This window comes from Streptomyces sp. NBC_00448, from assembly GCF_036014115.1.
Classification (GTDB): domain Bacteria; phylum Actinomycetota; class Actinomycetes; order Streptomycetales; family Streptomycetaceae; genus Actinacidiphila.
On record NZ_CP107913.1, the window covers coordinates 460800 to 473499 of the forward strand.

The following is a 12700-nucleotide window of genomic DNA, read 5'->3' on the forward strand; positions in this document are numbered from 1 at the left end:
TGGGAGACCTGACCGCACGGCTGGCCGATAGGTCACGCGGCCAAGGCAGCCTGCCATCGGCCCGCTGGGCGTTCACACGGGCGGCCCGACGGCCCGGGTCAGCTCGCGGTGGTGTGCAGCCGGACGCTGGAGCCGTCGCGGTCCTTGACCACCCGGAGCTGGACGGGGATACGGTGCCGCAGGTCGGCCACGTGGCTGACGATGCCGACGGCCCGGTCCCGTTCGCGCAGCCCGTCCAGCACGTCCAGGACCTCGTCGAGGGTCTGCTCGTCGAGGCTGCCGAAGCCCTCGTCGATGAAGAGGGTGTCCAGTCGCATGCCGCCCGCCTCGTCGGTGACGACGTCGGCCAAGCCCAGCGCCAGCGCCAGCGACGCGAAGAACGTCTCGCCGCCGGAGAGCGTCGCGGTGTCCCGTTCGGTGCCGGTCCAGGCGTCCACCACCATCAGGCCGAGGCCGGACTTGGCCCGGTTACCCGCGCGGGCGTCGCTGTGCGCGAGCGTGTAGCGGCCCGCCGACATCCGCTGGAGCCGTACGCCCGCGGCGGCGGCGACCTGCTCCAGCCGCGCCGCCAGGACGTAGGTCTCCAGCTCCATCCGGTACCGGTTCTCCGCCGAGTTGCCCGCCGCGAGGTCCGCCAACCGCTTCAGCCGGTCGAACTCCGCCCGGGCCGGGGCGAGTTCGCGGACCCGCGCGGTGGCGATCCCGGTCAGCCGGTCGAGTTCCCGGCACCGGGTGGCGGCGGCGGACTCCGCGGACGAGGCGTCCCGCAGCCGGCGGTGCGCCTCGTCCGCGATCCGCTGCGCGCGCTCGGGGTCGGCGGCCGGCAGCGCCGCGGCCGCGGCCGGTTCGGGAGCCGCCAGGGCCGCCTCGATCGCGGCCTCCTCCCGCTGCCAGGCGGCCACATCCCGCTCGGTACGGGCCAGTTCGGCCGGCGCGAGCAGCGCCGACGCGGCCTCCGCCGGCGACCCGAACCCGGCCGCGGCAGCGGCCTCGCTCACCGCGGACTCTGCCTCGGCCAGCCGCCGCTCGCCGTCGGCGCGCTCCCTCGCCGCGTCGACGGCCCGGTCCAGTACGGCGATCCGCGCGCTCAGCCGCGCGTGCCGGGCCCGTACGGTGGCGTGGCCGGCCCGGGCCTTGGCCAGCTCGGCGGTCAACCGCCGGTGCTGCTCGTCGAGTTCCTCGCGCCGGGAGGTGCGGGCCGCGGTGCGGCTGAGCGCCTCCTCGCGCTGCGCGGTCCGCCGGTCGCGCTCCTCCTCCGCGCGGGCGAGCGCGCGTCGCGCCTCGGCGAGGTCACCGGCACCGCGCACCGCCGCGGCGTGCTCGGCCGCGGACTCCGCGTAGGCGGCGGCGAGTTCGGCGTGCGGCGCGGCTCCGGCGGCGGCGTCGGCCGCGTCGAGTGCCGCACGCAGCCGGGCCGTTGCCTCGCCGGCCGCCGCATACGCCGAACGGCGCCGCTCGTAGGCCGCGTTCGCCGCGTCCTCGTCGGCCGAGGTGACCCGCAACCCCGCTTCGGGCCGCGCCGGGGCGGGGTGCTCCTGGGCGCCGCACACCCGGCAGGGCTCCCCGTCGACCAGGCCGTCGGCCAACTCGGCCGCGATACCGGCGATCCGCGCCTCCCGCGCGTCCTGCCACGCCTCGCGGGCCTCGGCGGCCCGGTCCCGTGCCTCGCGCGCGGCCTCCTCGGCCCGGGCCGACTCCCGTGCCAGCCGGTCCCGTTCGGATGCGGCGTCCCGGCGCGCCCGCGCCGCCTCGACCCTCCCCGCCAGCCCTTCCGCCCGCGCGGCCGCCTCCGCCGCCGCCTCCACCCGCGCCTGGAGCCCGCCGCGCTCCCCCGCCCAACGCTCCAGCCACGCCTGCGCCTCGCGCACGGCCCCTTCGTCCGCCCGCTCCTCCCGCGCCAGCATCTCCCGGCGCCGCCCGATCTCCTCCAAACGGGCCTCGGCCTCCCCCGCTCCGGCCAGCCCGCCCAGTTCCTCCCGCAACTCCCCCACCCTGCGGGTCATCACCTCGACCGAAAGCCGTGCGCCCGCCGGCGCTCCCTGGGCGCCAAGCGCCCCGCCAGGCCGCTGTTCTCCCACGCCGCCGCCGTGCCGGGCCGGATCGGACCTGAGCCCCTCATCAGCGGCCGACGTCCGCCCACTTGTCCCCGAGCTGCCTCGCGTCGCCCCCGCACCGACCCAATCGACGCCCGACCCCGACTCTCCTGGACTACCGGGCCGAACGGGCGCGGCGCCGCCTCTCTGAGTGGGAAAGGCGTCCGAGCCGCCGCCTCGGGGCAGCTCAGCGTCCGGTTCCGCCGACGAGACGTCCACGGGCTCGACCAGGAGCTCTCCCGCGGCGGCGAGTTCGGCGGCGGCCGCGCGTTCCGCGGTGAGGGCGTCTTCGTACTGGGCGGCGGCCTTGTCGTGGAGCCCGAGTGCGGGGTCGACGGTGAGGGCGCTCCGGGCGCGGTCGAGGCGGCCGCGGACTGCGGTGCGGACCGGACGTTGCCTGGCAGCGGCCGACTCGTGGTCGAGGGCTTCCCGGTGGCGGCGTTGCAGGGCGGCCAACTCGCGTGCCGCGGTGGCCGCTTCGGCGGCGGAGCGATGCGCGTCCTCGCTGAGGAGTACGGCCGTGCGCGCGATGGCGTGCCGCTCGCGGGCGTCGCACCGCGCGAGGGCGGCGTCGGTCAACACCCCCGCGCCGAGACCGGGTTCGGAACCGGAGTCGGCACCGGGCCCGGGTTCGGCGTCGCCGTACCCCGCCGCCTGCCGCATCCGCGCGGCGAGTTGCCGCAGTCCGTCGTCGCCGGCGGCGAGCCGCCGGTCCGCCTCGTTCCTGCGGTCGCGCAGCCACTGCTCGACCGCCTTGAACCGGCGGGTGTCGAAGAGCCGTCCGAGCAGCGCGGCCCGCTCCACCGCGCCCGCCCGCAGGAACGTCGCGAACTCGCCCTGCGGCAGCAGCACCACCTGGCAGAACTGCTCGCAGCTCATCCCGACGAGTTGCCGGACCTCCTCGCCGATCTCCTGGTGCGACTTGGAGACGCCCTGCCACGCGCCGCCGATGTGCTCGCGCAGCAGCGTGACCGCCTTGTCGACGGTGGTGCCGGTGCCGCGCTTCTTCGCCCGCACCTGCTCCGGTCGCCGGGTGATCTCCAACCGGCGCTCGCCGAGAGTGAGTTCGAGCACCACCTCGGTCGCGGTGCCGGAAGCGGCGTGGTCGCTGCGCAGCCGGTTCGCGGGCCGGGCGCCGGGCACCTGCCCGTACAGCGCGTAGCAGACGGCGTCCAGGACGGAGGTCTTGCCCGCGCCGGTTGGGCCGTGCAGCAGGAACAGCCCGGCGGCGGACAGCTCGTCGAAGTCGACCTGCTGGGTGCCGGCGAAGGGGCCGAACGCGGTCAGTTCGAGGCGGTGCAGGCGCATCAGTCGCGCTCCGCCTGTACGGCGTCGGCCCGTACCGCGTCGAACGCGGCCCGCAGCACGGCGCGTTCGGCCCGGTCGGGGGCGGTGCCGCGGACGTGTGCGACGAAGTCCTCGGCGATCTGCTGGTCGGTGCGCCCGCGCAGCCTGCGGGCGTAGGAGGCGAGCGGGTCTTCGGTGTCGCGGTCGGGGTCGAAGGCGAGCGCGAGGATGTACGGGAAGCGCTTGGCGAGCGCGGCCATCGGCTCGTGCGGGCGGTACGGGTCGGTGAGGGTGGCCTCGACCCAGGACCCGGTGTGCGGTTCGAGCGCGGGGTCGGCGAGCAGGTCGTCCAGGCGGCCGCGCAGGCGGGCGAGCGGGCGCGGCACCGGAGTGTCGAGGCGCCGCGCGGTGACGGCGCCGTCGGGATCGAGATCGACCAGCCACATGCTCTTGTGGTGGTGCTGCTCGGAGAAGGAGTAGGCGAGCGGCGAACCGGAGTACCGCACACGGTCGTTGATCGTCTGGCAGCCGTGCAGGTGGCCGAGCGCGACGTAGTGCGCGCCGTCGAACAGCTCGGCGGGCACCGCCTCGACGCCGCCGGCGGTGATGTCGCGCTCGCTGTCGCAAGGGGCGGCGCCGGTGACGAAGGCGTGCGCGACGACAACGGCGCGGGTGCCGGCCGGGCGGGTGGCGAGATCGCCCCGCACCCGGTCCATGGCGGCGCCGAGCACCGCGGTGTGGTCGGCCCGCTCGGCGCCGAACTCGGCACGGACCAGGGCGGGTTCGAGGTAGGGCAGGCCGTAGACCGCCACGTCGCCGTGTGGCGGGTCGGGCAGCAGCACCGGGTGGTGGCAGGTCGCGGGATCGGTGCGCAGGTGGACGCCGGCGCGGTCGATCAGCCCGGCGCCGACGCCGAGCCGCCGGGCCGAGTCGTGGTTGCCCGAGGTCAGTACCGTCGGCACGCCGAGGTCGGCGAGGGCGTGCAGGGCCTCGTCGTACAGCTCGATCGCGGCCAGCGGCGGCACGGCCCGGTCGTAGACGTCACCGGCCACGATCACGGCGTCGACCTGCTCGGTGCGCGCGGTGGCCACCAGGTGGTCGAGGAAGGTCCGCTGGGCGTCGAGCATGCTCACCCGGTGGAAGGACCGGCCGAGGTGCCAGTCCGAGGTGTGCAGGAATCTCACGCCACCGCTCCGAACCGCACCCGTCCCCCTCACCGTCCCGGGCGTCCGCCCGCAGACCAGCACCGTACTACCGATCACTCCCGCCCCCGGACGGCACACCCCGATCGGCCCGGATCGCGCCGCGCCGACGCTTCCGCGCCGCCCGCTTACGCCCCGCCGGTCAGCGGACGTCCACGTACGCGCTGCCCTCGGTGGCGCAGGTGGAGGTGCCGGACGTGGCGTCGGCCAGCCAGGAGCGGAAGGCGGCGACATCGGGTTCGGGGACGCCGAGGTGGAAGGTGACGGCGGCGCCGTAGACGACCTCGCGCACCGCGTGGCCGGCGGCGCGCAACTCGTTCTCCAGCCGCCCGGCGCGCTGGTGGTCGGCGGTGACGGTGAGCAGCGCGAGCAGGCGCCGTTCGACGGTGCCGGTCGCGTCGAGCGCCGCGGAGACCGCGCCGCCGTACGCGCGGGCCAGGCCGCCGGCGCCGAGCTGGACGCCGCCGTAGTAGCGGGTCACGACCGCGACGGTGTCGCGGACCTCGCGGCCGAGCAGCACCTGGAGCATCGGGGTGCCCGCGGTGCCGCCGGGCTCTCCGTCGTCGCTCGCCCGGTGCAGGCGGCCGTCGGGGCCGATGACGTACGCGAAGCAGTTGTGCGTGGCGCCCGGGTGCTCCTTGCGGACGGCCCGGACGAACTCCTCGGCGGCCTCCTGGCTGCCGGCCGGGGCCAGCGCGCAGCGGAACCGCGAGCGTTTGATCTCACTTTCGTACACGCCCGGGCGCGCCACCGTCAGATACCGATCTACCACCCGTTCAGCCTAGTGCGGGGGGAATCATGGTGCCGGGTGGGGCGTTGATCTGGCAGGACGTGCGGGGAAGCGTGCGGGCGGGCTGAGGCGAGGGGTTGGTGAGCGGGGATGTACGGGGACGCGGAGACGGTGCGGAAGATCCTGACCGACAGCGGTGACACCTGGGCGGTCGTCGGGCTGTCGAACAACACGTCGCGCGCGGCGTACGGCGTGGCGGCGGTGCTGCAGCGGTTCGGCAAGCGGGTGGTGCCGGTGCATCCGAAGGCCGAGACGGTGCACGGCGAGCAGGGGTACGCCAAGCTGGCGGACATCCCCTTCCCCGTCGACGTGGTGGACGTCTTCGTGCACTCCGCGTGGGCCGGTGCGGTGGCCGACGACGCGGTGGCGGCCGGCGCGAAGGCGGTCTGGTTCCAGCTCGACGTGATCGACGAGAAGGCGTACGAACGGGTGCGGGCCGCGGGCCTTGACATGGTCATGGACCGATGCCCGGCGATCGAGATACCGCAGTTGTGACAGGGCCCTCGGTGAGAGGGCCTGCGACCACGACCCCTGGCCCGGTTCAGCCGCCCAGGCCGTCGAGCACCACCGCGCCGGGCAGCGACGCCAGCACCTTGCCGGGCACGATGAGCTTGCCGCGCCTGGCCCCGCTGCCGATCACCAGATAGGGCGCCTCCGCGACGGCGGAGTCGATGAGCAGCGGCCAGTGCGCGGGCAGCCCGACCGGGGTGATCCCGCCGTACTCCATGCCCGTCTCGCTCACGGCCGTGTCCATCGGGGCGAAGGACGCCTTGCGGGCGCCGAGGTGGCGGCGGACCGTGCCGTTGACGTCGACCCGGGTGGTGGAGAGCACCACGCACGCGGCCAGCGTCAGCTCGGTGCCGCGCTTGCCCGCGACCACCACGCAGTTGGCGGACTGGTCCAGCAGGTCCTGGCCGTAGGCGGCGACGAAGTCCGCGGTGTCGGCCTTGTCGGGGTCGGTGTCCACATGCACCATCTGCGCGGTCACCGCCGCGGCGACCGGCGGGGGCAGCAACTCCCGTCGCTCTGTGGCGGGATGGGCGTCCTCGAATGAGCCGATCGGTGCGCGCATACGGGCAATCTAGCAAGGCCCGCGCGGCGGTCGTGGGCGCGTGTTCACGGGCGGAGGGCGGGCGGTGGCGGCGGGCGGTGCCGTCGGCCACGGCTGGGCGGCGCGCAACGGGCCTCGGGCGGTGCGGTCGCCGATGGGCGGGCCCCGGGCGGTGCGAGCGAACAGGGAGACCACGGGCGGCGGCGGGCGGTGCCGTCGGCCATGGGCAGGCGGCGGGCCACGGGCGACGGAGTCGGCTACCGGCGGGCGGCGGGCAACGGGCGGGCGGCGGTGCGTTCCGATGTGGCGGGTCCGGCGGGCCCGGCGGGCCCGCGGGTCGGCGATCAGGCGCGGGCGGGTGCTCGGGGGCCGGCCGGCCGCTGAGCGACGGTACGTGCCGACCGGTCACCGAGCTGGCGTTCAGGTGCCGGCGGGGGCTTCGAGGCCGGGGAGGTCGAGGCGTTGCTCGGGCGGCACCCCGTCCGGGAGCGGTGACGGTGCGGGGGTGCGCAGGGGCGGTTGCCAGCCGGTGTCGGGTGCCCAGCGCCGGACGATCCTGGCCGGGGCGCCGGCCACCACCGCGTGGTCGGGGATCTCGCCGCGGACGACGGAGCCGGCGGCCACGACGACGTTGCGGCCGAGCCGGGCGCCGGGCAGCACCACGCTGTCCACGCCGAGCCAGCTGCCGGAGCCGATCTCGACCGGCGCGGAGCTGGGCCACTGCTCGCCGATCGCCTGGTCGGGGTCGTGGTAGGAGTGGTTGGTGCTGGTCACGTAGACGTTGGGGCCGCAGTAGACCTTGTCGCCGATGATGATCGGGGCCATCGCGACGATGTGGCTGTCGCGGCCGATGACGACGCCGTCGCCGATGCGGATGACCGGGTCCGGGCCGTAGTCGATGTCGGCGGGGGCCAGGCCGACGGTGAGGGTGACCTGCTCGCCGATGATGCAGCACGCGCCGAGGTGAATCCAGGGTTCGCCGAAGACGGTGCCCTGCGGGAAGGCGAGCCGGGTGCCCCAGCCGATCCGGCCGAAGCGCAGCAGCCCGGGGCGCTCCGCGGTGACCGCGCCCGCGTTCTGCACGCGGTGCCAGGCGCGGTGCACCAGCCGCGTGGTGGCGCGCCGGCGCCAGGCAGCGGCACCGGACAGCAGGGAGAAGAACACGTTCTCGTTCTCGGGCACACGGCCACCGTATACGGTGCCGCTGGACAGTGGTGGAGCGGCGCGGGATCGGACGGAGCGGGGATGAGCGAGTCGGTGGAGCAGGCGGGCGCGGCGGATTCAGGGGGTGCGGCAGGCGGACAGCGTGGAACGGCCGGCGGGCCGGGCGAGGGCGCGCCGGTCGGCGGTGCCGGAGCGCTGGTCGCGGGCGTTCTCGGCCGGGAGCCGCGGCTGGACCCGACCGCGTACACCGCGCCGACCTCGGTGGTGCTGGGCGATGTGCAGCTGGGCGCGCGGGCGAGCATCTGGTACCACGCGGTGCTGCGTGGCGACGCCGAGGAGATCCGGATCGGCGCCGGCTCCAACATCCAGGACAACTGCACGGTGCACGCCGATCCCGGCTTCCCGGCGGTCGTCGGCGCGGGCGTCACGGTGGGGCACAACGCGGTGCTGCACGGGTGCGTGGTCGAGGACGGCGTACTGGTGGGGATGGGCGCGACAGTGCTCAACGGGGCGCGGATCGGCACGGGTTCGCTGGTGGCGGCCGCGGCTCTGGTGCCGCAGGGCATGCAGGTGCCGCCGCACTCGCTGGTGGCCGGGGTGCCCGCGAGGGTCAAGCGGGAGCTGACCGGGGAGGAGCAGGAGGCGCTGCGGATGAGCGCGGAGCACTATGTGGCGCTCGCCGAGGCGCATCGGGAGGCCCTGGGCTGAGCGGCGCCCCCGGACGCGGAGCCCGGTCGAGTCCCGGTCGGAGCCGCTCGGCTTCCGGTCGGCACTCCGGCGCTCCCCGTACGGCGCCGCCCATCGCGCGGGCGGCTACTCGCCGGACTGGGCGACGGCGACCTCGCGTTCGGTGTCCGTCTCCTGCTCGGCGTGCGCCTTGGCGGCGCGGCGCCGGACGTAGAGGAAGGAGCCGATGCCGAAGAGGACCGCGATGCCGAGGCCGACGTAGCCGAAGCGGGTGAGCCAGGGCTCGGCGACCACGCCGACGTAGTAGATGATCGCGGTGATGCCGCCGGCCCAGACGATGCCGCCGAGGGCGTTGGCGATGAGGAACTTGTGGTACGGCATCTTCAGGACGCCGGCGAGCGGCCCGGCGAAGATCCGCAGCAGGGCCACGAAACGGCCGAAGAAGACCGCCCACATACCCCAGCGGTGGAAGGAGCGTTCGGCGGTGGCGATGTTGGCCGGCGAGAAATGGCTCGGGAAGCGGCGGCCGAGCCAGTCCAGCAGCGGTCTGCCGCCCTTGTGCCCGATGGCGTAGCCGATGGAGTCGCCGACGACCGCGCCGAAGATCGCGCAGGCGCCGACCACCCAGGGGCTGACGTGGCCCTGCGAGGACAGCAGCGCCGCCGTCATCAGTACGATCTCGCCGGGCAGCGGGATGCCGAGGCTCTCCACCCCCACCACGAGACCGACCATCAGATAGACGGCGATCGGCGGAATGCCGTCCAGCCAGTCCTGCACGTGCACAGCAGGTCCCTCCCCGGGGTGACGGTCGAACGCGCGCCCGCAGCGCGCTCCTGTGAAGCGTAACCGACCGAAAGGACATGCTGTCCGCTCAGCGGTGTGCCCCCGGCCACCGATCCCCGGCCACGCGACCACCGATCACCGTCCGCCCGGCCCCGCCGAACCCCCCCCGCCCCCGGGCCGCCGAACACCCGGGCTCCGCACCGCCGGACCCGTGGACGGACCCCGGACGCACCCCGAACCCGTGGACCTACCCCTCGGCGAATCGCCGCCGCCGGACCCGAGTCACCCCACCGGCCCCCGGGCCGGCGGGCTCTCAGCGGTTGGGGCGCAGGGTCCAGATGACGGTCATCCGGCCGGTCTCGGCGCCGTCCTCGCGGGTGAGCACGACCTCGACCGGGAACTCGGGGCGCTGTCCGGCGTCGAGTTCGGCGACGACCTCGGCGGCGGGCCGGCCGAGCGTGGCGGTCGCGCGCACCTCGCCCCGGGCGATCTTGGCGTAGGTGACCTCGACCCGCACCGGGAGCGGGACGGCGCGGCCGAGTTGGTCGCCGAACGCGCCGATCACGACGGCGCCGGACGCGGACTCGCCGACGGTGAACATCGCGCCCGCGTGCGGCCCGCCGACGTGGTTGCGGTAGTCGGGGTGGTCGGGCAGCGACACGACGGCGCGCTCGGCCGTGGTCTCGATGTACCGGAGGTCCAGGGTGCGGACCATCGGCACGGTGGACGTGAGGAGTTCGCCTATGTTGGGCAACGTGTCGGACATGGACCGATGTTACCAGCCAGTATCGCGGTCCGCCGTGGAACCCGCGGGCCCGCTCCCCTAGTGTTTCCAGCCATGTGGCCAGGAGACCAGCAGCACGGGGGACAGCAGTACCCGCAGGGCAACCCCCCTCAGAATCCGCAGCAACCGCAGCCCTCCCAGGGACCGTACGGGCAACCGCCCAACCCGTACGCGCAGCCCGGGTACCAGCAGCCGGGTTACCAGCAGCCCCAGCAACCTCCGCAGCAGCCCTCCCAGCAACCCCCGCAGCCCGGCTACCAGCAGCCGCCGCCGACCCCGCCGTACGGTCAGCCCGCACCCCCGAACCCGTATGCGCAGCCCGGCTACCCGCAGCCCCAGCAGCCCGGACAGCCGCCCGCCGGCGGCTACCCGACTCCGCAGGCGTGGGGCCCGGGCGGGCCCGGCGCCCCCGGAGGCCCGGGCGGGCCCGGCGGGCAGCCGCCGGAGAAGGACAACCGGAAGCTGACCATAGGCATCGCCATCACCGCCTCGCTCGCGGTCATCGCTGCCGTGACGGTCGGCGCCGTCTACCTCACCGGCAAGCACGACAAGAAGGACGACGCGAAGGGGCCCGCCACGCCCACCGCGACGACGCCGGCGAAGCCCACCGCCACCCCCAGCCCCTCCGACAGCGCGACCGACGGCACCGACGACGACAACCCGCGCAACGGCGGCGCCGAGGTGAAACCGGTCATCCCCGGCTGGAAGGTGGTCCGCCGCGACCAGCGCAACGTCGCCTTCGACGTGCCGCCGGACTGGAAGGTCGACACCCAGGGCATGAGCCTGATCTTCACCGACGACAAGGGTGCCGCGCAGGAGGCGATGGGGGCGCCCGCCCACTACAAGTACGACTGGTGCACGTCGGGCCACGACAGCGCCGACCGCGCGACCGTCGGCACCAAGGGCGGCAACGGTGCGAAGAGCCTGAAGAACGCCGCCGACAACGAGGCCGAGGCGTGGGCGTACTGGGTCTACCAGACCAAGGGCAAGGGCACCTTCTCCAAGGCGAAGGACAGCAAGGCGTTCAAGAACGACCACGGCATCACCGGCTGGCAGTCCGAGGCCACGGCCACCAACGTGGTCAAGGCCGACAAGTGCACGCCGCCCAGCGGCATCGCCTACACCGTCGCCTGGCTGGACCCCTCCCAGAAGACCCCGACACCGGTGGTGTGGGTGCTCTACGCCGACACCGGCGTCCCCGACCAGCTCTCGCAGTCCATCGTGGACAAGATCAAGAGCACCATCCGCCCGCTGAAGCAGTAGAAGCAGGAGAAGACGGAGGAGACGGAAGCAGGCGAGACCGGCCCGGCGCGGCAGCGGCGGGGCGGAGTGGCACCAGGGCGGCGGGGCGGCGGCGGCACGGCCTGCGGGGTGGGCGCGGCACGGGAGCGCCCGCCGGCGATAACCGCTGGCGCGCCACCCGGGCGTTCCTGGATAGTGCCCGGGTGAAGCGCACCGGCCCCCGCCCCCGCCCCGGCACTCCCCGTGCCCTGCTCGGCAGGCTGCCGGCACTCCCCCAACCGCCCTCCTGGGCCGGCCGGGACTTCCGGCTGCTGGTCGGCGCGTCGTTCATCGCCAACCTCGGCAACTCCGGCGCCACCATCGCCGCCGCCTACGCGGTCATCGTGCAGGGCGGCAGCGCCACCGACGTCGGCCTGGTGATCGCCGCCCGCACGCTGGCCCTGGTCGTCTTCCTGCTGGTCGGCGGCGCCATCGCGGACCGGCTGCCCCGGCACCGGGTGATGGTCAGCGCGAACCTGGTCAACGCCACCTCCCAGGCCGCGTTCGCGGTGCTGGTGCTCACCGGGTCTCCGTCGCTGTGGATGATGGCCGCGCTGGCCGCCGTGGGCGGCACCGGACAGGCGTTCTTCTCGCCCGCTTCCGAGGGCATGCTCCTGTCCACGGTGGACCCCGGGCACGCGGGCAAGGCGTTCTCGGTCTTCCGGCTGTCGATGAACGGCGCGAGCATCGGCGGCGCGGCCCTCGGCGGCGCGCTGGTGGCGGCGGTCGGCCCGGGCTGGGTGCTCGCCGTCGATGCCACCGGCTTCGCGATCGCCGCGGCCATGCGCGCGAAGCTGCGCACCCCCGTGGTGGAACGGCCCGCCGAGTCCGGCGGGATCGTCCGTGAACTGCGCGAGGGCTGGCACGAGTTCGCCTCCCGCCCGTGGCTGTGGGGCATCGTGCTCCAGTTCGGGGTCGTCAACGGCTTGGAAACCGCCTCCGAGTCGGTCTACGGTCCGCTGGTCGCCCGCGAGCACCTCGGCGGCGCCGGACCCTGGGGACTCGCGATCGCCGCGGGTGGTGTCGGCACGGTCTGCGGCGGCGTGCTGATGATCCGCTGGCGCCCGCGCCGGATGCTGCTCGCCGGCACCCTCGGCGTCTTCCCGCTGGCGCTGCCCGCCGCCGCCCTCGCGATCGCCGCACCGCTCCCGCTGCTGTCGGCCGCCACCTTCACCGCCGGTCTCGCGGTGGAGGTCTTCGCGGTCGGCTGGATGCTGGCCCTGCACCAGGAGATCCCCGAGGACAAGATGTCGCGCGTGTCGGCCTACGACTGGCTCGGCTCGGTCTCCCTGACCCCCGTCGCCACCGCGCTCGCCGGCCCGGCCGCGATCACCTTCGGCCGGACCCAGTCGCTGTGGGGCTCCGCCGCGCTGATCGTGCTGCTCACCGGCGCGGTCCTGCTGCTGCCGGACGTACGGCGGCTGGAACGGCGTACGAAGGTCACGTCGGCACCGGTCGACCACCCCGTCGACGACCTGCCCGCAGCCGAGCCGCTTCCGTTCCCGCTTCCGGCCGGCGCCAAGCCCGTCGCGGAGAGCGTGGACGGGCTCCCCGACGCGACCTGATCCGTCCACGACA

11 protein-coding genes are annotated in these 12700 nt (G+C 74.9%); 4 read left to right on the forward strand and 7 right to left on the reverse strand.

From position 1 onward, the window contains the following. Positions 1–98: 98 nt before the first annotated feature. The 3 genes from OG370_RS02195 to OG370_RS02205 all read right to left on the reverse strand — a co-directional run bounded on the left by OG370_RS02195 (position 99) and on the right by OG370_RS02205 (position 5354). Positions 99–3401: an AAA family ATPase gene (locus OG370_RS02195; protein WP_328459984.1), complete on the reverse strand. Its 3303-nt coding sequence runs from the start codon at positions 3399–3401 to the stop codon at positions 99–101. After that, complete coding sequence (locus tag OG370_RS02200) at positions 3401–4564, reverse strand: exonuclease SbcCD subunit D (protein WP_328459986.1); 1164 nt, start codon at positions 4562–4564, stop codon at positions 3401–3403. The genes OG370_RS02195 and OG370_RS02200 overlap by 1 nt, the downstream gene beginning before the upstream one ends. Before the next feature lie 160 nt (positions 4565–4724). Then, positions 4725–5354 carry a YigZ family protein gene (locus OG370_RS02205; protein ID WP_328459988.1) on the reverse strand — a complete coding sequence of 210 codons (630 nt, stop codon included), beginning with the start codon at positions 5352–5354 and terminating at the stop codon, positions 4725–4727. Positions 5355–5462: 108 nt separating this feature from the next. On the opposite strand from OG370_RS02205, the gene OG370_RS02210 reads away from it, so the two are divergent. Next, a complete protein-coding gene (locus tag OG370_RS02210) occupies positions 5463–5867 on the forward strand; it encodes a CoA-binding protein (RefSeq protein ID WP_328459989.1) in 405 nt (134 codons plus the stop codon). A 46-nt stretch (positions 5868–5913) separates the two neighbouring features. Here the strand turns inward: OG370_RS02210 and OG370_RS02215 are convergent, their stop codons facing one another. Then, positions 5914–6444: a YbaK/EbsC family protein gene (locus tag OG370_RS02215; RefSeq protein ID WP_328459990.1), complete on the reverse strand. Its 531-nt coding sequence runs from the start codon at positions 6442–6444 to the stop codon at positions 5914–5916. 399 nt (positions 6445–6843) lie between these two features. Continuing rightward, positions 6844–7605, reverse strand: coding sequence for an acyltransferase (locus tag OG370_RS02220; RefSeq protein WP_328459991.1), 762 nt, complete (start codon positions 7603–7605; stop codon positions 6844–6846). A gap of 177 nt (positions 7606–7782) precedes the next feature. On the opposite strand from OG370_RS02220, the gene OG370_RS02225 reads away from it, so the two are divergent. Next, the gene (locus OG370_RS02225; RefSeq protein WP_328473729.1) at positions 7783–8295 is read left to right on the forward strand and encodes a gamma carbonic anhydrase family protein; all 513 of its coding nucleotides are present in this window, start codon (positions 7783–7785) and stop codon (positions 8293–8295) included. A 105-nt stretch (positions 8296–8400) separates the two neighbouring features. On the opposite strand, the gene OG370_RS02230 is transcribed toward OG370_RS02225, so the two are convergent. Both OG370_RS02230 and OG370_RS02235 read right to left on the reverse strand, forming a co-directional pair. Further along, entirely contained in the window at positions 8401–9057 is a 657-nt protein-coding gene (locus tag OG370_RS02230) for a DedA family protein (RefSeq protein ID WP_328459993.1), read from the reverse strand. 313 nt (positions 9058–9370) lie between these two features. After that, on the reverse strand, positions 9371–9823 hold the full coding sequence (locus OG370_RS02235) for a DUF4442 domain-containing protein (RefSeq protein WP_328459995.1): 453 nt from the start codon (positions 9821–9823) through the stop codon (positions 9371–9373). Positions 9824–9895: 72 nt separating this feature from the next. On the opposite strand from OG370_RS02235, the gene OG370_RS02240 reads away from it, so the two are divergent. Together OG370_RS02240 and OG370_RS02245 are read left to right on the forward strand one after the other, a co-directional pair. Beyond that, a complete protein-coding gene (locus OG370_RS02240; RefSeq protein ID WP_328459997.1) occupies positions 9896–11104 on the forward strand; it encodes a hypothetical protein in 1209 nt (402 codons plus the stop codon). Between the two features lie 227 nt (positions 11105–11331). Next, a complete protein-coding gene (locus OG370_RS02245) occupies positions 11332–12687 on the forward strand; it encodes an MFS transporter (RefSeq protein ID WP_328473730.1) in 1356 nt (451 codons plus the stop codon). Positions 12688–12700 lie beyond the last annotated feature (13 nt).